Source organism: Candidatus Nitrospira nitrificans, assembly GCF_001458775.1.
GTDB lineage: Bacteria > Nitrospirota > Nitrospiria > Nitrospirales > Nitrospiraceae > Nitrospira_D > Nitrospira_D nitrificans.
On the sequence record NZ_CZPZ01000001.1, the window covers coordinates 319156 to 344581 of the forward strand.

At 58.4% G+C, this 25426-nt stretch carries 15 protein-coding genes; 7 read left to right on the top strand and 8 right to left on the bottom strand.

Going from position 1 to position 25426, the window contains the following annotated elements:
* Positions 1–16: 16 nt before the first annotated feature.
* The 3 genes from COMA2_RS20870 to COMA2_RS01410 all read right to left on the bottom strand — a co-directional run bounded on the left by COMA2_RS20870 (position 17) and on the right by COMA2_RS01410 (position 10797).
* Positions 17–9844 carry a calcium-binding protein gene (locus tag COMA2_RS20870; protein ID WP_090893978.1) on the bottom strand — a complete coding sequence of 3276 codons (9828 nt, stop codon included), beginning with the start codon at positions 9842–9844 and terminating at the stop codon, positions 17–19.
* Positions 9837–10385 carry a hypothetical protein gene (locus COMA2_RS20000; protein WP_090893979.1) on the bottom strand — a complete coding sequence of 183 codons (549 nt, stop codon included), beginning with the start codon at positions 10383–10385 and terminating at the stop codon, positions 9837–9839. Before COMA2_RS20000 ends, COMA2_RS20870 begins: the two co-directional genes overlap by 8 nt.
* 64 nt (positions 10386–10449) lie before the next feature.
* Positions 10450–10797, bottom strand: a complete 348-nt coding sequence (locus COMA2_RS01410; RefSeq protein WP_090893981.1) for a hypothetical protein — start codon at positions 10795–10797, stop codon at positions 10450–10452.
* 286 nt (positions 10798–11083) lie between these two features.
* On the opposite strand from COMA2_RS01410, the gene COMA2_RS21220 reads away from it, so the two are divergent.
* Positions 11084–11524 carry a type II toxin-antitoxin system RelE/ParE family toxin gene (locus COMA2_RS21220; protein WP_407919002.1) on the top strand — a complete coding sequence of 147 codons (441 nt, stop codon included), beginning with the start codon at positions 11084–11086 and terminating at the stop codon, positions 11522–11524.
* Here COMA2_RS21220 and COMA2_RS01420 read toward each other — a convergent pair.
* The 5 genes from COMA2_RS01420 to tldD form a co-directional block, all read right to left on the bottom strand.
* Complete coding sequence (locus COMA2_RS01420) at positions 11508–11963, bottom strand: hypothetical protein (RefSeq protein WP_090893985.1); 456 nt, start codon at positions 11961–11963, stop codon at positions 11508–11510. The two genes, COMA2_RS21220 and COMA2_RS01420, sit on opposite strands and share 17 nt — an antisense overlap.
* A gap of 14 nt (positions 11964–11977) precedes the next feature.
* Positions 11978–12535: a YbhB/YbcL family Raf kinase inhibitor-like protein gene (locus tag COMA2_RS01425; protein ID WP_090893986.1), complete on the bottom strand. Its 558-nt coding sequence runs from the start codon at positions 12533–12535 to the stop codon at positions 11978–11980.
* A gap of 138 nt (positions 12536–12673) precedes the next feature.
* Entirely contained in the window at positions 12674–13378 is a 705-nt protein-coding gene (locus COMA2_RS01430; RefSeq protein ID WP_090893988.1) for a dienelactone hydrolase family protein, read from the bottom strand.
* Positions 13379–13516: 138 nt separating this feature from the next.
* On the bottom strand, positions 13517–14899 hold the full coding sequence (locus COMA2_RS01435) for a TldD/PmbA family protein (protein ID WP_090893989.1): 1383 nt from the start codon (positions 14897–14899) through the stop codon (positions 13517–13519).
* 95 nt (positions 14900–14994) lie between these two features.
* Positions 14995–16425: a metalloprotease TldD gene (gene tldD / locus COMA2_RS01440; protein ID WP_090893990.1), complete on the bottom strand. Its 1431-nt coding sequence runs from the start codon at positions 16423–16425 to the stop codon at positions 14995–14997.
* A gap of 205 nt (positions 16426–16630) precedes the next feature.
* Here tldD and COMA2_RS01445 point away from each other — a divergent pair, with 205 nt between their 5' ends.
* From COMA2_RS01445 to COMA2_RS01470, 6 genes are all read left to right on the top strand, one after another.
* On the top strand, positions 16631–17416 hold the full coding sequence (locus COMA2_RS01445; protein WP_090893992.1) for an isoprenyl transferase: 786 nt from the start codon (positions 16631–16633) through the stop codon (positions 17414–17416).
* Positions 17417–17421: 5 nt separating this feature from the next.
* Positions 17422–18312, top strand: a complete 891-nt coding sequence (locus tag COMA2_RS01450) for a phosphatidate cytidylyltransferase (RefSeq protein WP_175304326.1) — start codon at positions 17422–17424, stop codon at positions 18310–18312.
* Positions 18313–18330: 18 nt separating this feature from the next.
* On the top strand, positions 18331–19491 hold the full coding sequence (locus COMA2_RS01455; protein ID WP_090893995.1) for a 1-deoxy-D-xylulose-5-phosphate reductoisomerase: 1161 nt from the start codon (positions 18331–18333) through the stop codon (positions 19489–19491).
* A gap of 63 nt (positions 19492–19554) precedes the next feature.
* Positions 19555–20946: an RIP metalloprotease RseP gene (gene rseP / locus COMA2_RS01460; protein WP_090893997.1), complete on the top strand. Its 1392-nt coding sequence runs from the start codon at positions 19555–19557 to the stop codon at positions 20944–20946.
* A 215-nt stretch (positions 20947–21161) separates the two neighbouring features.
* Positions 21162–22880, top strand: a complete 1719-nt coding sequence (locus tag COMA2_RS01465) for a proline--tRNA ligase (protein WP_090893998.1) — start codon at positions 21162–21164, stop codon at positions 22878–22880.
* A 217-nt stretch (positions 22881–23097) separates the two neighbouring features.
* Positions 23098–25404: a GspE/PulE family protein gene (locus tag COMA2_RS01470; RefSeq protein ID WP_245630799.1), complete on the top strand. Its 2307-nt coding sequence runs from the start codon at positions 23098–23100 to the stop codon at positions 25402–25404.
* Positions 25405–25426 lie beyond the last annotated feature (22 nt).

Consider the following 25426-nt stretch of genomic DNA (forward strand, 5'->3'; position numbering starts at 1 on the left):
CAGTCCCACACCTCCTCTATTGCCAACTTGCGGCGAGGATCGTCTGCACCTCCTGCGGGCGCTGCTCGATCGCGTGCTCCCACGTCAGTCCCGTTTGTTGCGTGAACGCCGCCATGGCGTGGATCAGTTGGTCCACCTGGGTGCTGAGCAAAACCTCCCCATTACCGGCGTGAATCATTTCAATGTGATTCGTCCTACCAAGATACCAGTCTTTCACCGTGACCTGATCGGTCGAGCCGTGAATGGCAAGCCGGAGGTCATGGGCCTGGCGACTGATCACGAGATCCAGGGGATCGATGGTCGTCTCCAAGAGGACACGGTCGTGGTTGCCTGCGAATGCATCGACATCCTGAATGGTGTCCTGACCATCCCCTCGCGCGAACCGGTAGGTGTCGCTCCCTGAATTGCCGACCAACGTGTCATTGCCGAGCCCGCCGATGACGTGATCGGCCCCGCTGCCCCCCATGAGCTGATCGTGGCCGGCGTCGCCGTCTAGGTAATCGTTTCCACTCCCTGCGGAGAGGGTATCGTCTCCCCCTCCACCCACGAGCCGGTCGTGACCACTCCCTCCCAGGAGGACGTCATGCCCCATCCCCCCGTCCAGCGTATCATCACCGGACCCGGCGTCTAAAATATTGTTGCCGCGGTTGCCCACCAGCACGTTAGAAGCTGTGTTCCCCGCCCCGTTGATATTGGCCGACCCGGTCAGGATCAGATGTTCCATGTTCGGTCCAAGGATATAGGCAAGACTGCTTTCCACCGTATCGCTCCCTTGTGCTGCGTGCTCAATCACCATATCGCCCGCTCGATCCACGACATAGGTATCATCGCCTCCCCCACCGATCAGCACATCGCTCCCGAGACCGCCATCGAGCCGATCGTGCCCCGCTCCGCGCTGCAATGTATTGTTCGCACCGTTGCCCAGGAGCACGTTGTTCAAGGCATTGCCGGTTCCACTGATCGCCGCGGTGCCGGTCAAGGTGAGATTCTCGAGATGGGCGCCCAGGGTATAGAGCAGGCTGCTGTGCACGGTGTCGATCCCGTCATCGGCGAATTCGACGACGACGTCGCCAGGCCTATCTACCGTATAGGTGTCATGGCCCGGTCCGCCCTGCATCGTATCCACTCCCGTCCCTCCATCGAGCACATCGTTCCCATGCCCCCCATTCAAGCGATCGTGTCCAGCCAGCCCGTTCAACGTATCGTCGCCTCGGCCACCGGTCAGCACATCGTTCCCCGGGGTACCGACGAAGGTGTGGGGCAGGGGGCCAGAGATGGACAGCATGAAGAGGTCGGTGGCGCTGAGATGACCCTGGTCCGTCGCGGTGATGGTGATCTCCAGCATCCCGGCCTCGCCGACGCCGGGCGTCCCGCTGAACGTGCGGGTGATCGGATCAAAGGTCAGCCACGTCGGCAGGGGGCTGCCGTCAGCGAGAGCGGCGCCATAGGCGAGCGTATCGCCATGACTCACATCGGCATCGGTGAACGTCGTCGCGGGAACTGTGAAGGTAAAGAATGCATCTTCGGCGGCGGTCTGATCCAGCACGGGAACCGCAACCCTCGGGGCGTGGTTCGGAGAATAGCGGTCACTCAGGTGCACCACATCGCCATCGGCGAACTCCAGCGCTGATACCACCAGGGACCCGTTCGCATGAGGGGGATCAAAATTGGCCAGTACCAGTCGATCAGTCCCGCTGCTGCCGACATGAATGGTCAAGGTTCGCGCAGCCTCATCCTGCACCAAGCTCACGTCGCTCTGACTGATGCCCGCCCCGAATTGAATGCGATTCCCTGCGCCGGGCAGCGCCACATCGTCAATAGTGTCAACGCCATCGCCGAGATTGAAGATGTACGTATCGTGGCCGCCGCCGCCGATCATCTGATCGTTGCCACGTCCGCCGGCCAAGATATCATCCCCCGCAAGCGCCGTGATCCGATCCACGACGTTCGTGCCGGTCATGGAATCGTGGCCGTCAGTCCCGGTCAGATCAAACCCGCGCTGAACAAGCTGGTCGTAAGACAAAACTGTTCCATCAGCGAATCGGAAGGTTTCGATCGTATGCGACCCCAGGACGTTCGTCGGATCAAAATGAGTAAGATGGATCGCATCGCCCGTCGTGCCGACCTTAATCACCAATGAACCGATCCCGAGACGCAGATCAGTTGGGGCGATCCCGGCCCCGAACTCCACGGTATTGTCTTCACCAGGCGCCGCCGTGTCGGAGATCGTGTCAATGCCGTCACCAAGATCATAGATATAGGTGTCGTCGCCAGAGCCGCCGGTGAGCGTATCATTCCCGATTCCACCGGCGATGATGTCGTTGCCGGCACCGGCATCCACGATGTCGTCGCCGCCGAGCGCATTGATCACGTCGTCTCCCGCTCCGGTCGTGATCGTGTCAGGCCCTTCTGTGACGGTCGGTCCGAAGAAACCGGCCAGGCTCGTTGTGGTGCCGTCCGCAAAGGCCAGAGTCTCAATGACGGGCGTGCCGTTCACACCGGCCAGATCGAAATTGTTCAACACCAGCCGGTCTGTCCCACCTGCGCCCACTTGAATGATGAGCGTCCGAGTGACCTCATCATGTGTGACCGTCAGATCGTTCCGGCTGATGCCCACTCCGAACTGAATCCGGTTTCCTTCACCGACCACTGCGGCATCCTCAATCGTGTCGATCCCATCGCCGAGATTGAAGAGATAGGTGTCCTGGCCGGTCCCGCCCTGCAACAGATCCTCGTCAAGGCCGCCTTGCAGCCTGTCGTTCCCCGCCGCACCCTGCAAGACATTCGCGAGGCGATTCCCCTGAAGGACGTTGTCCAATTCATTCCCCGTTCCATTCGAGGTGCCAGGAATGGCGGAATCCACCAATTCCAGATTCTCGACATTCCCCGGAAGGGTATAGGTCACGGCACTGCGAACCCGGTCGGTCCCTTCGTCGACCCGTTCGATGACCATTTCTTCCGCATGATAGAGGATATAGGTGTCATCACCCCGCCCACCCACTAACACATCATCGGCCTTGATGATCGCCGCATTCGTGATGGGGGCGATCAAGCCTGATGACTGGTAGACGCCGCCGACCGGAACAAGCGTGTCATTCCCGTCGCCACCGATCAGAATGTCGCTGCCGGAATCGTCCCGGCTCACCGGCATGGAACGCAAGAACCCACCAATCAGCACATCGTTCCCATGACTTCCATCCAATGTATTGGAGGCTGGTCCCGCTGTGATCACGTTGTCGAGAGAGTTGCCGGTTATCACGTGGCCCGAAAACTCGGCCTGCTCGACGTGGTCCGGCAAAACATATCCCTCAGGCAGATCCCCCGTGACAGTATCCACGCCCCCATGCGGGTCCTCGATAATGACGTCGTCTCCGGCGAAATCGATCGAATAGCGATCATCGCCGGCGCCACCGATCAACGTATCGCTCCCATTTGAGGAGAAAAAGACATCAGGACCGGCGGTGCCACTCAGCAAGTCGTTTCCAGCGGTTCCCAGAATCGTGGTGGCCGATTCCCGAACCGTGGCCACGTTTTTCCAATCTGGACTGACGAAAGACGGGCCGGTCACTATCCGCTGGTTAACGGCAGCGAGATCCCAGGTCGTCCCATCGTCAAACCGGATCAGCGGAGGCGCACTCAGGTGAAAATAGCTCTGTATATAAAGGGCATCGGTCGAGCCGAGAATGCCAAGAACCAATCCGTTCGGCTGGAAGTTTCCGGAATGGAAGTACTGAGCAGCGGCCATATCGTTCGGGGTAATCCCCGCCTTCAACTGAACGACATCTCCGACACCGGAATCAATGACCCGATCCCATCCAGACCCATGACCGAACAGATAGGTGTCGCCTCCCGCTCCACCTTCGAGGCGGTCATTGCCTCCGGCTCCATCAAGCACGTTGCCCGCACTATTGCCGACGATCCGGTTATCCAGTTGATTGCCGGTCCCAGACGTGGTCCCCGTCCCCGTAAGCCACAACTCCTCCACGTGATCAATCAGCGTATAGCTGATCGCGCTTTCAACCGTATCGATGCCGTCCACCGCCGTTTCGACGACGACGTCCCCTGCATCGTCGACCACGTAGGTGTCGTTCCCGGCCTGTCCACGCATCACATCGGCCCCCACCCCCCCATCCAACCGATTCACGCCGCGATTGCCCGTCAGCGTATTCTCGAGCTCGTTGCCCATGGCATCAATCGACATCGGTGACAACTGATTCCCGATGAGCGAGCGATCCGAATCGAGCAGGGTGAGCTGCTCCACATGGGAGCCCAACTGATAACTCTGCGCCGTCATGACCGTATCGATCCCTTGCCCAGCCGACTCGGTCACGATTTCCAGGCCCTTCAGCACGTACGTATCGTGGCCCGCGCCACCGGCCAACCAGCTCATCGACCCGTTGCCGGTCAGCACATTGTCCAGCGCATTGCCGGTCCCCTTGATGGCCGCCACGCCGGTGAGTGTGAGGTTCTCGACATGGGCGCCGAGCGCGTAACTTTGATCACTCTGCACGGTGTCGAGACCTTCGTGCGCCTGTTCCACCACCGTATCGCCCATGCCGACCACATAGGTGTCGTGGCCGGCCCCGCCGGCCAGAATATTCGTGGCGCTATTACCAATGAGGAGGTTGTCCAGGACATTCCCCGTGCCGTTGATGGCACCGAGACCGGTCAAGGTCAGGTGCTCAACGTTCTCCCCGAGCGTATGCGTGACGGAACTGTGCACGGCATCGATGCCTTCGTTCAGATTCTCCGTGACCTCATCGCCTGTGGCATCCGCCACATACACATCGTCGCCGGGACCGCCGACCATCGTATCGATGCCCGTCCCACCGTCGAGATAATCGTCGCCTGCCAGTCCCGTCAGGTGGTCGTCACCCGCGAAGCCCATGAGCAGATCGTCGGCGGCAGTCCCATCAAGCCCGTCAGGACCCGCTGTGCCCGTGACACGGCTTTGCACCGACTCAGCCAGAAAGGCCGCATCCCAGACTGTCCCATCGGCAAACCGCACTACCTCGATCCGGAAGGGGTCCGCCAAAAAGAATTCCGAGACCGTCACCCGATCTGTTGTGCCGGTGATCGTCAGCTCGAGATCGTCGCCCGATCGCGTCACCGTCACCTCACTGGGCAAGACATCGGCGGCCCATTCAATCGTATCCGACGTGCCCGCTCGATCAATAATCGTGTCCTGCCCTGACCCACGTCCAAAGATATATCGATCATCGCCACCCTTGCCTTCCAACCGGTCATTGCCCTCCCCTCCGACGAACCGATCGTCGGCATTCGTCCCGGTTAGGGTCTCGTCTCCGGACGTGCCGCCGATCTCAATCCCACGCTCCAACAATTGGGCGTAGCTGAGGCTCGTGCCGTCCGTGAACCGGAAAGTCTCCACGGCGTGCGGCCCCAAGACATTGTCACGATCGAGGCCGGTGAGCCACAGTTGCTCCCCCCCGCTGCCAATACGGATGACGAGATCCTGGCCCGTCGGGGAGTTGATGGAGTCTTGCACGAGGCTCAGCGTCAGCATCGACGACGCAATGCCGGCGCCGAACGTGACCTCATTTCCTTCAGCCACCGATGCCGCATCGACAATCGTGTCGAGGCCGTCACCGAGGTTGAACCGATAGTGATCGTGCCCCGCTCCGCCGAATAATTGATCGTTTCCGGCTCTGCCCACGAACCGGTCCTCAATGCTGGTCCCAAACAAACGATCATCGCCCGCCGTACCCACAATATCGATGCCCCGCGCCAACAGATCGGCATAGCTCAGCACTGTGCCGTCCGCGGTCTGGAAACGATCGATATCATGCGTGTCGGTAATGCTGTTCCGCCGCGTATTCCCCAACAGAACACCCTGCGTCGGATCGCCGGCACCGACGACGATGGAGCCCCCACTCACCATGAGCCGTAGGTCAACCGAGGCGAGGCCAGAGCCGAACGACAGCACATTCTCCTCGCCCACTTCGGCGGTATCGACCACGACATCAAGACCATCTCCGACGCGGTACACATAGGTGTCGTTCCCGCTGCCGCCGTCGAGCTGATCATCACCCGTGCCACCGAGCAAGGTGTCCGCGCCCGACCCTCCTGACAAGGCATCGTTCCCGGCGCCGCCGTGCAGGAGGTCATTGAGACTCGTGCCAGTGAGCGGATCCCCACCGGTCCCCCCGGCTATCACACGGCCGGTCACCGTGGCATTGGCCAACAGGGTTGGATCCAGGCCTAACCCCCGTGCGACGAGGTCGGCATGGGTAACGATTGTCCCGTCGGCAAATTGATAATCGGCAATTGCCGAGGGCGCCAGCGCGTCGTGGGCATTAAAGCCGGTAATGGCCACGTGATCGCCACCAGATCCGATGTGCAGGACCAGCGCAGTGGGAGCGAGCCCGACATGCAAGTCCTCAGGCGTGACCCCTGCATCGAACACGACACGATTGCCTTCCCCGGCGTGATCGGTCATCACATCGGCGCCCTCTCCAACCCCAACATGATAGAAATCCCGACCTCCCCCGCCAAGGAGCAGATCATTGCCAGTCCCGCCAATGAGCACATCATCGCCGGCGTCCCCTGCAAGCTGATCATCGCCGTCATCGCCCCACAGGGTGTCGTCCCCGGCGTCACCAAAGAGGACATCCCTCCCGGCTTCGCCGAGCAGGGTATCGGTGCCGTCGCCGCCTTGCAGTTGATCGTTCCCCTCTCCACCGAACAGGGTATCGTTCGCGCCGTCGCCGAGGAGGAGGTCGTTGCCTAGTCCTCCGACCAGTTGATCGAGCCCTGCCCCGCCGCTCAATTGATCGTCTCCCTCCTCGCCAACCACGGTATCGTCCGCGTCCCCGCCGAGGAGCCGATCGTTGCCCAGCCCGCCCACCAGCAGATCCTGTCCTGCTCCGCCCTGCAGCTCGTCGTTGCCCTCCTCGCCGAACAGGTGATCGTCCCCCTCCTGACCGGCGAGGACATCCACGCCGGCTTCACCGAGGAGCACATCGTCGCCGTTACCGCCTTGGAGATGGTCATCCCCGAGCCCCCCATACAGCTGGTCATCTCCCTCCTGGCCAAAGAGACGGTCGTGGTCGCTGCCGCCGTTAAGTAGATCGTTCCCCCCGCCCCCATGTAGTTCGTCCACCCCGGCGCCCCCGTCGAGCGTATCGTCGAATCCGAGTGTTGGATTGTTGGCATAGTCGCCGACAAGCAGGTCGTCGCCCTCCCCGCCGAAGAGCGCATCCTTGCCCCCGCCGCCCACAAGCTGGTCAGTCCCTCCTCCCCCTTCCAGCCAATCATCCCCTTCCTGAATCACCCCGACTTGTTGATCGTCGCCCCAGAGCTCGTCCGCCCCATCGCCGCCCAGGAGGACGTCGTCCTTCCCACCGCCAAACAGCCGATCGGTCCCTCCACCGCCATCCAACAAGTCTTCCCCGTCCACGGTGGGATTCCAGGGTAGAGTCGCGTTCAACAGATTATCGCCGCTCAGTAAATCATCACCGAGACCGCCCAGTAGGATATCGTCGCCCGCAAACCCCGCTAGGCCATCGTGGCCCTCCCCGCCATCGAGATAATCATTGCCGGTGCTGGTCCAGGCCGCGCCATCGACCAGGATCCCTTCGCCGGACAACTGATCGTCCCCGGCTCCGCCGATCAGCTGATCATGGCCAGATCCCCCCAGCAAGATATCGAGCCCCTCTCCCCCGTCCAGGTAGTCGTTCCCAATTTCATCCGCCAGCGCGCCGGTTCCCACCAACACATCGTTGCCGAGGCCACCAGAGAGGACATCATCGCCCTCGCCCCCTTGGAGTTCGTCATCCCCCGCGCCGCCGTCCAAGAGATCCTGGCCCTTGTTCCCCTGCAGCACATCATGGCCTCCGCCGCCAAACAACTGATCGTTGCCCAGGTCAGCCGTGATCTGGTCGCTCCGACTGCCACCGGTCAGCACGTAGTTGACCTCGCCGAATCGCGCAATGTTCCAGGCACTGCCGTCCGGATTTTCGGGAGTGAAGACCACGGTCGGAAACCCGTTGCTCCCGGAGTCAATCGTGGGCGCCTCGGGCGTGGCCGTATGGGGCGCGTCGGCCAGCTTGATACCGAGCGCACCGCCATCAAAATCGAAGTTCTTGATCGTTACCGTATGATTGATGACGAGATCCGTGCCGTGCTTCACATAGGTGAATTGGCCATCGAGGCTCTGGTACGTGCCCGCAGGGTCTGTCTCGCGCCGGATCCCGCCGACAAGAACCGCCCCGCCGAACCGAATGCTGCCCAGCTGATCGAAGTCCTCGATGGTGTCATGGCCTTGGCCGGTGACATAGGTGTAGTGATCAGAGCCGGTCCCTCCTTCCAATCGGTCATCCCCGAGACCGCCGTTCAGGCGATCGTTGCCTGTACCACCGTTGAGAGTGTCTGTCCCTTGCTGGCCGAGGAGAATATCGCTCTCGCTGCCGCCATCAAGGGTATCGTCGTCGGAGCCGCCCTCGAGGTAGTCTTGCCCCGCTCCGCCTGAAAGAGTATCGTTGCCGCCGCCTCCGTATAAATGGTCGTTCCCTGACCGCCCCACTAGCTCTCGGCCTGCAAAATCGCCAAAGATGATGGCCTCCGTTGCAGTCGCACCTCGCTCGTTGGTGAATCCGGTAAGCTGATCTTCGTACAGCGTCGTACTCCGGTTCACCGGGGTCCCATCGGCTAATCCATACGTGTGTTTTTCCGCTAGGAGGTCCGCCCGATCGGACAGGTACAACGCCGTCACGGTGCCCTGGCCCGTGTGGGCATCATACAGATCGAGGGCACCCCCAACGTTGTGTTGGCCATAATCCACACCGGTGATGACGAACGGGTTCAGCTCGCGCAGGGCATACCGATAGGCTATACCATCGGACGATGAGCTCGTGGCAAGACTGGCCGCCGTCTGCTCGGTGCCGACCAGACTCACGACCTGGTAGGGACTGACAGCCGGCAAGCTGCCGCGAAGCGCAATGAGGTTGGTGTAGTACGCGTCGCGATCGCCCACTGGGGTGGGCGTCGCCGTCGGTCTCTGGAACACCTTGCGGAGGGCGTCGAGGCTGGTTTCTAAACTGGTGGTCGCGGTCGCGGAGACCGTGCTGAGAAGGGTCGTCACCGTTGGCGCTGAAACGGTTGGATCAATCTGGTGCATAAGATCGTAGAACGCCAAGGCATCGACTAAAGACCGGACGCTATGATTGGTCAGTGGATTGAGGCTCGTTTCGATAAACGCATGTTCTGGCTCTCCAATTTGGCGGCCCTGACTAGAAACAAAGGAGGGGCCCTGCGCAATGATGTTTGCAATCAAACTGTCAGGTACGGAAGCCCCTGCAACACCCAATGAACCAAACGGATTGATCAGAACCCCACCGAAGCCCGGCGCATTGTAGGTATAGGCATGGGACACAGTGAGCGAGTGATCGACGGTGAAGGCCTGCGCCAGGAAGCCGCCCAATGAATGCCCGGTGACAGTCAGCGTGTCCGTAGAGAGCAGTTTGCCTTCAACGATGAGTTGTGAGTAGAACATGTTCAAAGAGGCATACTGGTCGGCCATGCCGAACAGGCCGATCTGCAAATCCGAAATGAGAAGGTCCACGATGTCATTCGTTCCACGAATCGCAAGAATCTTCTCGCTCGTGCCGTTCCGTTGAAACAATGTCGCAGAAAATCCCGTCGAACTGTCGTTCAAGGTGCTGACAATCGCGTAGCGATTCGCAAACTCGGTGGCCTGAAGCGATCCAAAGCCCCTGGCTTTCAAGGCTTGGACGTAGAGATCTTGCGGCATTCCGACGGACAAATTGGCATAGGCCGCATCGGACAGTTGGGCATGTTCATAATACGTGCGGATTACCTCACTCATGTCTGTTCCTTTCCAAATTCGCTTCTGTCCTAGGACGAATGACCTGGCGCCAGAGACTCGTATAGATGTCACGGTCGAACTGCGGACAGGTATCTTCTGAGCCTTCAATGAGGATCGTGGTATACAGCCAGCCACCGTAGTACCAAAAATCGGTTGCAGTGCCCAAGTGCGCCCCATTTTCCTTATCGACGAGGACACCTTGATGCTTTGTCATGTGAAACAGTTTCGAGAACGTGCGATCCATTGTTAACTGCATATCAAGTCGTTCCCGTAGTTTTTTTTCGTCGTGCTGTCCATCAGGAAGAAAATAAGCTTTGTCGACCTCGACCGTCTTATAGACCCGGACTCCACCCTGCGTCTCACAGACATGCTGGTGGTACAGCCGACCCGGGAGAATGTCCCAGGTCGGAATCAATACGAACACGGCGATCGTGGCATACATGGCCAGTTTGCTCTCTGTATGCCTGCCAACGAATTGGGCAACCACTTTTGCCAGATAGACATACACACCTAATGCAATAAGTACCGCCAGTCCAAACATCTATGCCGCCTTTCGCGAAGAAGAGACCGCTGTCATCCTCTGACAGGCCCGATACGCGTGACAGCTACAATCCTGCATGTGTGCTTCGCATCCCCGGTATCTTCGTCTTCTGTAGTGTCTGCAGCCCCACCAACACCTGCTGAATCTGCTGCTGCAGGCGGGCCAGAGCACCGACATCCATGGCCACGCGGGTGACAAGGTGGCCGTCTAAGCCCTTTGGTGCCGCGTGACCGTCCTTCGCAGTTTTCGCGACGGCAGCCAGCAACGTCGGCTCAATGAAGCCAAAGTCGAGATAGGCCATCCCCTGTGCGATCCCGACAGTCGTGTAGTTCGCCGCACGTGGGTGCGCGGAGGACTCGGAAGGTTTCAACCGAACGTTCAACGCCATGGTGATGCCTGTCGGTTCGCCCATAACTTCATACTCCCTTGTCGTGGATAAGACCGAGCGGATGACGACAGCACAAGAATCATCATGTGCATTGTGTTCCTAATAAGGAAATGCGTGAGTCTAAGAATCCGTCAGGTGGCTGTCAAGAACCCCCTTCGCCCCGCTCCGACACCCAAGTCTGCCGGATGAAATCTGCCAGAACATGCCTAGGGATTGGCACTAGCCAAAAGAGGGGGATGGCAGGAAGCCGAATGGCCCTGCGGCCCGGACATCTAGAGATTTCGTGACACCTTATTCGTTCTCGGCCCACATGCGCATATGCATCATTCGACTCAACAACACCGCCCCGTGGTCATCTGAACCAGGGTCACGTGCACACCCGCCCGGAAATAACATCACCGGCGTACAAGAAGCTCGTTTCACTATAAAGACTCCCGACCCCTTTTATGCTTGCACCAAGGTTGGACGGGCTCACAAAGACATCACCTTCGTCGATGACATTGTTCAATTTACAGAGACATTCCTCAAGACTCCCCTCATCGGACGTGCCGTTTCCGAGTTCAATCGCCAAGACCTTCGAGAAGTTATGTTCAGGGGATATCGGATCGTACCTCGTGCGAATGATGGAGTGCTTCTTCTTCGCTTTGTGCATGGTGCACGAGATCTACTCGAACTGATCAGCGAGAGCCTTGGGATCGAGGCGGTTAACAGCCTAGCCCCGCGCGAGAGCCTTGTTACGCCTTCGATTTGATGGTGGATGAGGAATCTGAATTCTCAGGTTCGCTGTTTCCTTCTTCGGCAGGCTTTTCTTCCTCCGGCACGTCGAACCACTGGACAAGCATCTCCTCCCACCAGGCTTCGGTCACCTCTGCTCCCGGGTCGGTGCCTAGAAATGCCACGTCTTCTTTCTTGATGGACGAACCGACGAGCTGCGGCTGAAACTTCGCGCGAGTGATGACTTCCTTCGTGGCATAGCCGCCGATGATCCAGGAGTCCGGATCGGCTCGGCGCGATTTGTAGGCTTTCAAGCCATGCTTGAGATACATGAAGATCTGCTGCTGGATCGAATCAGCGACACCGGTCTGGGGGAGGCTGAGGGTTTTCTCGATGTGCTTTCGCCAATGCCGATCGTCGTAACGAGACGTGATCAACTGCAGCATTTTCTTTCCCAGCTCAGTATCAAGCGGCATCTTCGGGCTCGTCGTTACTTGCGGCTGTAGAGACCCGTGAACGAGGCTTTGGCCAAGGCATTCTGGTTGAGATAGTACCCGATCATTGCGCCGGATGCCTGAGGCTTCAACGAGAAGTGCTCCGCCCTCAGCGCGTACACTGTAAAGATATAGCGATGCGCCTTGTGGCCGGCAGGAGGACAGGGGCCCCCATACCCAGGCTCACCGAAATCCGTCATGCTTTGCACCGCGCGTTGTGGCTCACCGGGGCCGCCTGGCTTTCCGGCGCCGGCGGCGAGCGCCGAAATATCCGGAGGAATATTGAAGATGACCCAATGCCACCAGCCGCTGCCGGTCGGCGCATCCGGATCGTACATCGTCACGGCAAAACTCTTGGTGCCCTTGGGTGCGTTGGTCCAGCGCAATTCCGGAGACACATTGTCGCCGGCGCATCCAAATCCGTCGTAGACATGCGCCTTGCCGATCGTCCCCTGATGCTTGATCGTCGGACTGACAAGCTGAAAATCCGCTGCGGCACTCGCGCCGGGAAGGAATGCGACCGCAAACAGCATGCTCCACCATGTGGATCTCATAGCTCGTCCCCCCTCTACTCCCGCAGAATGCTGGAAAGTCCTCCAGCGGACTATTGAAAAACCCTTCCAGCTTCGTTCTCACATCGCACGCCTCGCAAAGTCGGCGATGCGGACTCAAAAACTCAACGTACGTGCTGGCTAGCTGAGATGTTGCGTGAAGAAGGCTTTGGTTCTGGTCCAGGCGTCCTTCGCAGCGTCCGGCCGATACACGGACGGATCGGTATCTCGGAAGAAGGCATGCGGCGCGCCGGGGTAGGTCTTAATCTCGCCGGCTTTCCCATACTTCTTCAATGCCGCTGCCAGCCGCTGGACATCCGCCTTGGTAATCCAGCCATCGTCCTCACCATAGAGATACAACACCGGGCAGGCCAGCTTCTGAATCGGAGTGTCAGGATTGGGCACTTGGCCGTAGAACGGCACGGCGGCTTTGATCTCTGGGTTCACGCAAGGCAGCATGAGCGCATAGGAGCCGCCCATGCAGAAACCGGTGACGCCGATCCTGGTGGCATCGGCCTCCGGGACCGATTTCAGATACGCCACGGTGGCATTCAAATCGGCGAGGCCATCCTCCTGTTTCAGCTGATTCATGAGCGTGCCGGCTTCACTCGCATCGGTCGTCAGCGCATGGCCCAGGCGTGAATAGAGATCCGGCGCAATGGCGACGTAGCCTTCTGCGGCATGGCGTCTCGCAATATCCTTTATATGGTTTGTGAGCCCCCACCATTCCTGGACTATGATGACGGCCGGCCGTTTTTCTTTGGTCTGCGGAGCCGCGACGAACGCCTTCATCTCCACGTTTCCACTCTGATACCGCACAGTCGTTTCTCGTATGGATTCAGCCATGGGTCACCTCTGCGCTTTCGCGAGTGCTGAGCGACGAGTCATGAGTGCCGAGTCTTGAACCATCAGCCGAGAATCGCCTCGTTTATTACGCTTCAACTCAGGGCTCACCACTCGGATCTCATCGGATCTCATCACTGTTCAGTTGCCTGCCACCATCAGTTCTGAAATTTTCAGCGTCGGACTCGCAATTCGCCCTCTGAACACGAGATCATTCCCGATTACTTCAATATCCTTGAGCATCTGCTTGAGGTTGCCTGCGATGGTGATTTCTTCAACCGGGTACGCCAGTTCTCCGTTTTCGATCCAGAATCCGCTGGCCCCTCGCGAGTAATCACCCGTGACCATATTGATGCCAAATCCGATCAACTCGGTGACATAGAGCCCTTCCTTGACTGAACCGATAATCTCCTGAGCGCTCTTCAATCCCGGGACGAGATAAAAATTCGTCGGACCGACGGAAGGACTCTCGCCCACGCTCCGTGATGCGTTTCCGGTCGAGGGCAACCCCAGTTTCCTTCCGGAATAGGTGTCGAGCAGGTAACTTTTCAGCACTCCGCGTTCGACAATCGTATTCTTCCGCGTCGCCAATCCCTCACCGTCAAACGGGCGAGATCCAAGACCTCCCACCATACGACCGTCGTCGTACAAGGTCATGAGATCGGATGCAATCGTCTGGTCGAGCTTGTCGAGCAGAAAGGAGGCTCGCTTATAGAGCCCGTAGCCGGAAATGGCACTGCACACGTTTGCGAGCAGACTCCCGGCCGTCTCTTGATCGAACACCACCGGTACTCGCTTGGTCGCCACTTTGCGCGCTCCCAGGCGGCGAACGGCTCGCCTGGCCGCCTCCTGCCCGATCGACTCCGCCGATGCCAGCCTGGCAAATTTGCGCTGCACCTCGTACCAGGCATCTCGCTGCATGGCCCCGGTTCCGGACTCGGCCGCAATCGGAGAGACGGACAGTGAAAAGTTTGAACTCTTGTAAGACCCGACGAACCCATGGCTGTTCGCCAGCACGACACGTCCCGATGAGGAATCGAACTCCGCGCCTTCCGAATTCGTGATGCGTGGGTCGGCGGCAAACGCCGCCGCTTCTCCGCGCTTGGCCCAATCGATCTGCGTTTCCGTATCGAGCACGGTCTCATCATAGAGATCGAGACTCGGCTGGTCCGTGGCCATCTGAGCCGCATCCGGCAACCCCGATACGTCATCCTCAACAACCGCCCTGGCCAAGGTGCAGGTGTCGGCGACGAGCCGCTCGAGGGAGTCTTGCGAGAAGTCTGAGGTCGAGGTCGTCGCCGAACGTTTTCCGATAAAGACGCGGAGGCCGAGCCGTTTCTCTCTCGCCTTCGTTAATCGATCGACCGCGCCGACCCGCACCTGAACGGAAAAGGTCTCGCCATCGGCCACCACGATGTCGGCCTCCGTCGCGCCGCATGCTTTCGCGCGAGCCAAGACATCGGCAGCCAGCTGCGCATAGCCGTTGGAGGTTGTCGGTTCTGTTTTTCGTCGCGTTTGAAGCACGTGCTCTCTTTCTCAGTCATTGGTCAATGGTCATTGGGGAGAGGCTCTCCTCGTTTAGCCTGGCTATTGACAATGACTGATGACCATTGACTCTCTTAACGTTGAGTCCCACCGACCGTAATTTCGTCGATTTTGATGGTCGGCAAGCCGACCCCGACCGGCACCGATTGGCCGTCTTTGCCGCAAGTGCCGATGCCATTGTCGAGTTTCAGATCGTGCCCCACCATCGAGACCTTGGTGAGGATCTCCGGCCCGCTCCCGATCAATGTCGCTCCCTTCACCGGCTTGGTGATCTGTCCATCCTCGATCAGGTAGGCCTCGCTGGCAGAGAACACGAACTTCCCGTTGGTGATATCAACCTGCCCACCGCCGAACGAAACGGCATACAACCCCTTTTTCACCGACCGGATAATGTCCTGGGGATCCGACTCGCCGGCCAACATGAAGGTGTTCGTCATTCGAGGGAGCACCACGCTTTGATAATTCTCACGCCGACCGTTGCCGGTCAGGGGAATCCCCATGAGGCGGGCGTTGAGCTTATCGGTGATATAGCGACGGAGGATGCCCTTCTCGATGAGCGTCGTGCAGCTCGTCGGCGTTCCCTCATCATCCATGTTCAACGAGCCGCGGCGAAACGGAAGCGTGCCGTCGTCGACGATGGTGCACACATCCGACGCGACACGTTTCCCGATCAGGCTTGAGAAGGCCGATGTTTTTTTCCGGTTGAAGTCGGCCTCCAATCCATGTCCGATCGCCTCGTGCAGCAGGATACCGGGCCAGCCACCGGCCAGCACCACGGGCATCACCCCGGCCGGAGCATCCACCGCGGACAAGTTCAGGATCGCCTCCCTCGCGGCTTCTCGCGCATAGCTCAAGTGCCGATTGTCCTCGCGGTAGTACTCGAACCCGACCCGGCCGCCTCCTCCGAAGCTCCCGACCTGTCGATTGTCTTGGTCCTCGGCAATACAGGTGATCTGCAGGCGGGACAACGGCTGGATGTCGCCGACCAGTGTCCCATCCGAGGTGGCAACCGCCACCACCTTGTATTCGGTGTTAAACGACGCCATGACGTTCTTGATGCGAGGATCGTACCGTCTGGCCTCAGCATCGATTTCATTCAAGAGCGCCACGCGATCAGCCGTGGCGACTTCGGCCTTCGCCCGCTCGATCGGATACAGGTCTCTGGTCGGTCGGCGCTGGGTGGGCACCGGAACGGAGGAATCGCCTTTGGGAGAATTGGCGATGTAGCGCGCCGTGTCGGCCGCAATCTCCAGATCCTTCTTCGTGAGTTCATCCGAATAGGCAAACCCTGTTTTTTCGCCGGCGGTGGCCCGGACGCCGACTCCTTGAGAGACACTCTTGGCGGCGCGTTTAACGAGACCTTCTTCCATCGACACAGACTCCGCGGTGCGGGACTCAAAGTAGAGATCCGCGTAATCGACATCCCTCACGTTCAAACGATCGAGTGCCTGTTGAGCTTCGAGTTCAGTGACACCGAATTTGGCTAGCTGAACCGGCTCGAGCATAGTGATGGGTGCCTCCTCGTCTCTGTTGAGTGAAGGGTGAGTATAGCCCATTCATTTCCGCCGTCGCAATGCAATGATTCCTCGCCGATCGGATGACTGACGTCGCTTCCGAGTTAGCGTTTGACATTCCATACCCCCGACAGTAGACTTTCCCCACTTTTCTCCCTCCCAACACTGGATATGAGGAACGCGTTCTAGGCTTGCTATGGCACATCCTCCGGCTCCAAGTTCTGACCATCTGTCCGAGAGCGAATTGATCGCCAAGTTGGAGCCCGATCTGCTCCCCAAACATATCGCGGTCATCATGGACGGCAACGGACGGTGGGCGGAATTGCGCGGTCTTCCTCGTATCGCAGGCCATCGAGAAGGCATCAATTCCGTCCGAGAGATGATCACCCTCTGTCTGGAACTCGGCATCCATGCCCTGACCATTTACGCGTTTTCGCAAGAAAACTGGAACCGTCCGACACAAGAAATCAGCGCACTCATGGGACTCTTGGAGCATTATCTTTCCACGGAACGGGCCAGCTTGATTGAGCAAGGCGTCTGCTTCCGCGCCATCGGTCGCCATGAGCTGCTTCCTCCATCGGCTCAGCATTGGGTTCGCACGACCGAAAAGGAAACGGCGCACCTCGAGAAGCTGATCCTGACGGTCGCCCTCAGCTACGGAGGACGAGCGGAAATCGTCGATGCCGTGAAAACGCTGATGGAACACGTCCGGGCGGGAACCGTACAACCAAGCCAAATCGATGAAACCACGATTCAACAGTACCTCTATACGCACCCCCTCCAGGATCCGGACTTACTGATCCGGACGAGCGGAGAAACGAGGATCAGCAACTTTCTCCTGTGGCAACTGGCCTACACCGAGTTGTGCTTCACGTCGACCTTGTGGCCGGACTTTCGACGGCGGGAATTCCTCCTCGCGCTGATCGAGTATCAAAAACGGGAACGCCGCTTCGGCCGAGTGTTGAGCACTGTGTCTTCCTAACCCATGTGGGACATCCACTCGCCACCGACGCGACCACCCACCGCTCAATATCCGTGACCATCCCACCGGCACGCACCAGACAGTTCGATCTCCGGCGTCTCTATACCGCGGCTGCGCTGATCCCGGCGGTCTACGTCATCATCGTCCACCTCGCTCCATGGGCCTTGACGCTGCTGTTGATCGCCGTCGGCTCTCTTGCCCTGCTCGAACTGTATCGCCTCAGCTTTCAAACACGGTTGAATCGCGTCCTCGTCGGCGTCGGGTCGGCAATCTTTGTTCTGACCCTCGCCCGATCTCATGTGTCGCTCACGCTTCCCGAGCTTCTTCTCGGCGGCGCGCTTGTGATCGCAGTGACGGCCTCTTTTGTTGCCACATCCGCAAAACATCGACGGAACGACGCGCTGATCACCATGTTCGGCGTGCTCTACGTAGGCGTCACCCTCAGCACCATTGTCTCGACACGCGCGCTGCCGGCCGGCGAATTCCTCGTGCTGTTTCTGGCGGTGGTCACATGGGCTTCTGACACCGGCGCGTACTACGCCGGGACCCTGTGGGGGAAACACCCTCTCTTGCCGTCGATCAGTCCCAAGAAGACCGTTGAGGGCGTGCTTGGAGGGCTCGCACTGGCCGTCGCGGCCGCCCTAGTGGCTCAGTGGTGGTTTGCCTCGCAACTCTCGCCGTTAGATGCGTTGATCCTTGGCGCGCTGCTGACGGGGACCGGGCTCATCGGAGACCTCTTCGAATCCATGATCAAGCGACGCACGGGCGTCAAAGATTCAGGTGGAATCTTGCCCGGCCATGGCGGTATGTTGGACCGGCTCGATAGTCTCTTGTTCACCGCCCCCACCTTCTACTACTATGTCGTTTACGTTCGGGACCTGGCACCGCCTCTATAAGAGTGGAGAGGAGAGGATATGAAGTCGATTATCATCTTGGGATCAACGGGATCGATCGGAACCAATACGCTCGATATCGTTCAACGGTTTCCCGATGAATTCCGCGTCGTCGGCCTGACGGCCGGCAGTAATATCGACAAGCTTGAAGCCCAGATCCGCCGATTCACCCCCCTCGCCGTGGCGGTCTCCACCGAATCCTCCGCGGCATTGCTCCGAAGCCGGTGCGCCGATCTTCCCGTTGAGATCATGGCCGGCGAAGAAGGCATCACCCAGGTGGCCTCTGAACTGGATGCCGAATTGGTGATTTCGGCCATCGTGGGAGCAGCCGGACTCGTCCCGACCTTGTCCGCCATCCGCAGCGGGAAGCACATTGCCCTGGCCAATAAAGAACCGATGGTGATGGCCGGCAAGCTGATGCAGGATGAGGCCCGGAAGCATGGAGTCAGGATTTTCCCGGTCGATAGCGAACACAGTGCCATCTTTCAGTCATTGGAAGGACATCGGATTGAAGACGTCCGCCGATTGATCCTCACGGCGTCCGGTGGGGCCCTCTGGACATTGTCCCAGGATCAGCTCCTGCATGTGACGCCGGAACGGGCCCTGCAACATCCCAATTGGAAGATGGGATCCAAGATCACCATCGACTCGGCCACCCTGATGAATAAAGGATTGGAAGTGGTGGAAGCCCGCTGGCTCTTCAATATTTCCGCATCCGACATCGACGTGCTGATTCATCGAGAAAGCATCATTCACTCGCTGGTAGAATATAAAGATCGGTCCATGATCGCCCAACTCGGACTCCCGGATATGCGAACCCCGATCTCGTACGCCATGCGCCATCCCGCCAGAATGGCCCTCGACCTCCCCTCGCTGGATTTGACGGAGATCGGACGATTGACCTTTTGCAAACCGGACCATGAGCGCTTTCCGTGTCTCAATCTCGGATACGAGTCGCTTCGAGTCGGCGGCACCATGCCTGCCGCGATGAATGCGGCCAACGAAATCGCCGTCGAGGCATTCCTCAACCATGGCCTTCGCTTCAGTGAGATTCCTCAGGTCATTCGCAGCACGATGGAGGCGCATGCGCATCAGGAGATCACCTGCCTTGAGGATGCGCTGGAAGCGGATCGATGGGCCCGAGAAAAGGCGGAATCGTTGGTGCATGCGTTGCCTCGTTAACGATCGGTTGCATTTCCCGCAGCGAATGTTAGAGTACAAGACCACACTCGATAGGGAGTTTCGATGACGTCCGTATTTGCCTGGTCCCCCGATACCTTGTGGCTGCTCCTCCAGAAAGCCTGGTGGTTTCTTGTGGTCCTTGGCGTGCTGGTCGCCTTCCACGAACTCGGCCACTTTCTCGCCGCGCGGTGGGTTGGAGTGAAAGTCCTCAAATTTTCCATCGGCTTCGGCCCGAAGTTATTCGGCCGCCGAGTCGGCGAAACCGAATATCTCGTCTCTGCCGTCCCGCTCGGTGGGTACGTCAAATTATTCGGCGAGGATGAGACGGAAGCCACGACTCCCGAGGACCGCCGGCGATCGTTTTCGCACCAGAGCTTGTGGGGCAAGGTCCTTATCGTCGCGGCAGGCCCCGGGTTTAATTTCATTTTGGCCTACTTGATCTTCGCCGGATGGCTGTCCACTGGCGCGCCGTTGTTTGTCCCGACGTTCCGCGATCTGAGTGCCGACGTCGAAGCCCTGGTTCCCGGCTCTCCCGCCTCGATGGCGGGGGTGGAAGTCGGCGACCGCATCGTCAAGATCAACGGCAAAGACATTTCGACTAAAACCGAATTGCTGGATCTCGTCTCCAAGAGCAAGGGCCAACCTGTTTCACTTGAAGTCCGACGAGACGATCAACTGAAGACACTGACGGTGACTCCTATTCCGATTACGGAAGACGGAGCCAGCGGCGACGAACCGCTGTATACGATCGGTGTTGAGGAAACACCTCCCCTCGTCACCTCAGTCATGCCTGGATTACCCGCCTCCCTGGCCGGATTCAAACCAGGCGACCGAGTGGTCGCGATAGATGAGCACGCCATCTACACCTGGGCGCAAATGACGACTCGGGTCCGGGAACACCCGCAGAAACCAATGACGATCGAGGTCCTCCGCGACGGGAAACGGACCGCACTGACCGTCACACCGACGAGTGAAAAGTTGACGGTGAACGGACAGACTCTCGAGGTAGGGAAAATCGGCATCTCGGGACCGGGCCGCTCATTGATGCGATCCGACAATGCCGCAGCGGCTGTGTATCAAGGGCTCGAAGCCACATGGGGCTGGACCGAGTTGACCGCGATCGGTCTCTATAAAATGATCGTGGGCGATATTTCGAGCAAGAATATCGGTGGACCGCTGACGATCGCCAATATTTCCGGCGAAGCGGCTTCCCAGGGCGCCTCCAGCGTCGTGTTCCTGATCGCCATTTTGAGCATCAACCTCGGTGTTCTCAATTTACTGCCGATCCCGATCCTCGACGGCGGACACTTGCTCTTTTTTCTGATTGAGGGCATTCTGCGCAAACCGATCGGCGAACGGCAACGAGAAGTTGCCCAGCAGGTCGGATTGGTCCTCTTGGTCGGCGTCATGATCTTTGCCTTCTGGAACGACTTGGAACGCATCTTCTCCCGCTAGGCAGCATGTTGAAACCAGTCCCTCTCTTCGTTCTCGGCTTCAAGAAATCCTCAACGTACCCTGTTGAGGCGAAGAGCTGTCTCGGCAGCTTGGAGCGGGTGGGTGAGAGCACAGACGCATCCGGTTTCTCTCGCTCGAGGCCTTGCCGGACAACTTGTCGGAATATGCTATGAAATCTTCCACAGCTCAACCCGCGTCCTAACAGTTACGACACCATGAAAACCTCCCAATTGTTGATTCCCACACTGCGGGATGATCCCGGCGAAGCGGAAACCGTCAGCCACCGACTGATGTTGCGCGCCGGGTTGATCCGAAAGGTCGCGGCCGGCATCTATACCTATCTTCCGCTCGGTCTCCGCGTGATCCGGAAAATCGAGCAGATCATCCGGGAAGAAATGAACCGCGCCGGCGCGCAGGAACTCCTGATGCCGATCGCCTCCCCTGCTGAATTGTGGAAAGAAACCGCCCGATGGGACTACTACGGGAAAGAGCTTCTGCGCTTCAAGGATCGCCACGAGCGGGATTTTTGCCTGGGACCGACGCATGAAGAGGTCATTACCGATCTCTTTCGGCGAGAAGTGCGGTCCTACCGACAACTTCCCCTCAATTTCTATCAGATCCAAACCAAATTTCGAGACGAGATCCGCCCGCGATTTGGACTCATGCGAGGGCGGGAATTCATCATGAAGGATGCCTATAGCTTTGACGTCGATGAGGCCGCCGCCAAGACCAGCTATCAGAATATGTACGATGCCTACACCCGGATCTTCACGCGATGCGGCCTCACCTTTCGAGCCGTGGAAGCCGATACAGGTCTCATCGGCGGGGATGTCTCACACGAATTCATGGTCCTGGCCGATACCGGCGAGGCGACGGTGGCATACAGCGACCAGGGTTCTTACGCCGCCAATCTTGAACGGGCGGAAGTGCTTCCTCCATCTGATATCGACACACCCCCCCTTCTCCCCCTGACGCTGATCGATACGCCCCAGCGCCGGACCGTGGAAGAAGTCACGGCTTTTTTGCAGATTTCACCCCGTCAACTCGTGAAGACTCTGCTGTACCGCGCGGGGACCGAAACCGTTGCCGTGCTGATCCGAGGAGATCATGAAGTGAACGAGGTCAAATTGGCGCGGTTGCTCAAGGTGACGGATGTGGCGTTAGCCGATCCCGTGACGGTCCAACAGGTCACGGGGGCCCCTCCCGGATTCGCCGGACCAGTCGGCCTGCAGCACACACGAATCCTGGCGGATCACGCCATTGCGGGAATGAAAAACGTCGTGGTCGGCGCCGACAAAGCCGATACGCACTATCAAAATGCCAATCTCGGCCGTGACTTCACCGTCGAACAGTTTGCTGACCTGCGTAATGCGCAAGCCGGCGACCCTTCTCCCCGAGGACCGGGCGCGCTGACGCTCGCCAAGGGTATCGAAGTTGGACAGGTGTTCTTACTCGGCACCAAATACAGCCAGAAAATGAACGCCACCGTCCTCGACGATCAGGGCAAGGAGCGCCTTGCCCTGATGGGTTGCTACGGTATCGGCGTCGGTCGAACGGCCGCGGCGGCGATCGAGCAACATCACGACGAGAAGGGCATCATCTGGCCGTTTCCTATCGCGCCGTTCCATGTCCACCTCCTGACGGTCAGCCACTCGGAAAAGACGACCGAGGTCGCCGCGCGTCTCTATACCGACTTGATGGCGGCAGGTCTTGAAGTATTGTGGGACGACCGCGCCGATCGAGCCGGCGTCAAATTCAATGACGCGGATCTCATCGGTGCCCCGTTCCAGGTCGTCATCGGCGACAAAGGCCTTGTAGACGGCGTTGTCGAGATCAAGATTCGACGAACCGGGATCAAATCCCGCATCGCACCTGGTGAGCTGATCGCCCACCTCACGCGCCTTTCTTTCGAAGCCCCTCCATCCGCCGATTGACCGCTCGCGTGGTTCCAGAGCCGAATTGCCCTCGCTTGCCCCTGAACTCACCGACAGAAAATGTCTTTTCCTTGCCTTCCCATCTTGTTCCTTTAGACTGAGACTCGCGGTCTAGCTCCGTGATCTGTTGTTGGCCAGACACCTATAATCCAGCGCAAACCCAGACTGGTTCACATCTCAACCGCAGAGAAAGCGCAGTCGGATGCAAGCCAAGCCGATGACTCAGAATCTTCACGACGCGCAGCACAAGGTCGATCATGCCGAACATGTTCAACGTATTACCACCCAGATTCATGCGGCCAGCAATCTCGATCAAATCCTTCTGGACTTGCATAAAGACATCTTAAGCTTATTCGACGCGGAGGATTTGACACTTTTCGCGTTCGACCCGGAAAAGAAGGAAATCTTCTCTAAGGTTCCTCATATCGACGGAGTGGAGGAAGTGCGCATCCCCATTACCGAACAAAGTCTCGCCGGGTTCTGCGCCAAATATCTTCGCCCCGTCAACATTGCCGATGCGTACAACATCGCGGAGCTCCAAAGCATTCACCCATCCCTGCTCCACGATACATCGTATGATAAGCGGACCGGATTCAGGACCAAGCAGGTCCTGACGTATCCGATCGTGGCCGACAACAAATACTTGATGGGCGTGCTGCAACTCCTGAATAAGAAGAGCGGGAGTCGCTTTACCAGAAAGGATGAAGAGGCCGTTGATGAGATCGCAAAAGCGCTCGGCATCGCCTTCTTCAACCTCCGCAAGATCTCAAAAAAGAACCCGACCAAGTTCGATCTCTTAGTCAGTAATAACCGCCTCACGCAAAATGAACTCGACCAGGCCATGGCCGAGTCAAGAAAAGGGATGAGTGATCTCGAGAGTATTTTCATCGAAAAACACAAGATTCCGAAACTCGATATCGGCAAATCGCTCGCTCAGTTCCATCGGTGTCCCTACATCGAGTACAGCGAGCGCACCATCGTCGATGTGGAGCTGCTGAAGAACCTCAACGTCGACTATCTCAAAAAGAACCACTGGATGCCGCTCAAACGAGATCGTACGGCCATCGAAATTCTGACCGACGATCCGGGAGACCTTGATCGCGTTCAAGACATCAAGCGGACCTTCCCAGGTCTCAACATTCGTTTCGCCGTCAGTCTGCGCCGGGACATCGCCCAATTTCTAAGCTCTGCGACCGGGCAGAGTGACGGCGGGGGCAGCGGACGCAAGCTCGACGAAAATGTGTCCGATATTCTCGGTGAACTTGTCATTGAAGCGCAGGCAGAAGGGATCGAGGACTCCTCCGCTGCCGGCCTCGATGAAAACGACAGCGCGATCGTCCGCCTGGCCAACCAAATCATTGCCGATGCCTACCGGCAGAATGCGTCGGACATTCATATCGAACCGTACGGAGAAAAACGCGAAACATTGGTCCGCTTCCGAGTCGACGGAGAATGTTTCGAGTACATGAAGATTCCGCAGAGCTATCGCCGCGCGATCGTCTCCCGGCTCAAGATCATGGCCAGCCTGGATATCGCCGAGCGCCGCAAACCCCAGGACGGAAAGATCAAATTCAAACTTTCAGAGACGAAGGAAATCGAACTCCGCGTTGCCACCCTCCCCACCGCCGGGTACAACGAAGACGTGGTCATGCGCATCCTCGCGGCGAGCGAACCACTGCCTCTCGATAAAATGGGGTTCTCGGAACGGAACCTCAGAATGCTGAAAGAGATTTCGGAAAAGCCTTACGGCATCATTCTCTGCGTCGGCCCGACGGGTTCCGGAAAGACAACCACGCTGCATTCGGTCCTGGGCAACATTAACACGCCGGACATCAAAATATGGACCGCCGAAGACCCTGTCGAAATTACACAGTATGGCCTGCGCCAAGTACAGGTACAGCCAAAGATCGGCCTCACCTTTTCCGCTGCCATGCGCGCATTTCTCCGGGCCGACCCCGACGTCATCATGGTAGGAGAAATGCGGGATAAAGAAACGGCCGACACCGGTATCGAAGCGTCGCTCACCGGCCATTTGGTGATGAGCACACTGCATACCAACAGCGCCGTCGAAACGGTCACCCGCCTCCTCGACATGGGCTGCGATCCGTTCAGCTTTGCCGATGCCATGCTGGGCGTGCTTGCGCAACGGTTGGCTCGCCGGATCTGCAAGGAATGTAAAGAACAATACGTCGGAAGCAAAGAAGAGTACGAAGAACTCCGATTGGGTTACGGAATTGAGTATTGGGACAAGCTCGGCATCAAGCAAGATAACACGTTCCGCCTTTCCCGTGGAAAGGGCTGTGAAACGTGCAATCGTTCAGGTTTCAAGGGGCGAGTCGCCTTGCACGAACTCCTGCTGGGCACGGACCACATGAAGCGGATGATCCAACAGAAAGCGCGCACCGAGGATATGCTCAAAACCGCCCTCGAAGAGGGGATGACAACGCTGGTGCAAGACGGGATTCAAAAAGTTTTGCAAGGTCACACGACCTACAAAGAAGTCAAAGCGGTCGCCATTAAATAGGCGTTCTGACTTCCTTCACTAC

Bases quoted from the DNA above. Each gene is read 5' to 3' on its own strand.
- COMA2_RS01420 (WP_090893985.1), bottom strand. From the start codon at position 11,963: ATGCCGCTTGATACTGAGCTGGGAAAGAAAATGCTGCAGTTGATCACG.
- COMA2_RS01455 (WP_090893995.1), top strand. From the start codon at position 18,331: ATGAAGTCGATTATCATCTTGGGATCAACGGGATCGATCGGAACCAAT.
- COMA2_RS01465 (WP_090893998.1), top strand. From the start codon at position 21,162: ATGAAAACCTCCCAATTGTTGATTCCCACACTGCGGGATGATCCCGGC.
- COMA2_RS01430 (WP_090893988.1), bottom strand. From the start codon at position 13,378: ATGGCTGAATCCATACGAGAAACGACTGTGCGGTATCAGAGTGGAAAC.
- COMA2_RS21220 (WP_407919002.1), top strand. From the start codon at position 11,084: ATGCGCATATGCATCATTCGACTCAACAACACCGCCCCGTGGTCATCT.
- COMA2_RS01410 (WP_090893981.1), bottom strand. From the start codon at position 10,797: ATGGGCGAACCGACAGGCATCACCATGGCGTTGAACGTTCGGTTGAAA.
- tldD (WP_090893990.1), bottom strand. From the start codon at position 16,425: ATGCTCGAGCCGGTTCAGCTAGCCAAATTCGGTGTCACTGAACTCGAA.
- COMA2_RS01445 (WP_090893992.1), top strand. From the start codon at position 16,631: ATGGCACATCCTCCGGCTCCAAGTTCTGACCATCTGTCCGAGAGCGAA.
- rseP (WP_090893997.1), top strand. From the start codon at position 19,555: ATGACGTCCGTATTTGCCTGGTCCCCCGATACCTTGTGGCTGCTCCTC.
- COMA2_RS20000 (WP_090893979.1), bottom strand. From the start codon at position 10,385: ATGTTTGGACTGGCGGTACTTATTGCATTAGGTGTGTATGTCTATCTG.
- COMA2_RS01470 (WP_245630799.1), top strand. From the start codon at position 23,098: ATGACTCAGAATCTTCACGACGCGCAGCACAAGGTCGATCATGCCGAA.
- COMA2_RS20870 (WP_090893978.1), bottom strand. From the start codon at position 9,844: ATGAGTGAGGTAATCCGCACGTATTATGAACATGCCCAACTGTCCGAT.
- COMA2_RS01425 (WP_090893986.1), bottom strand. From the start codon at position 12,535: ATGAGATCCACATGGTGGAGCATGCTGTTTGCGGTCGCATTCCTTCCC.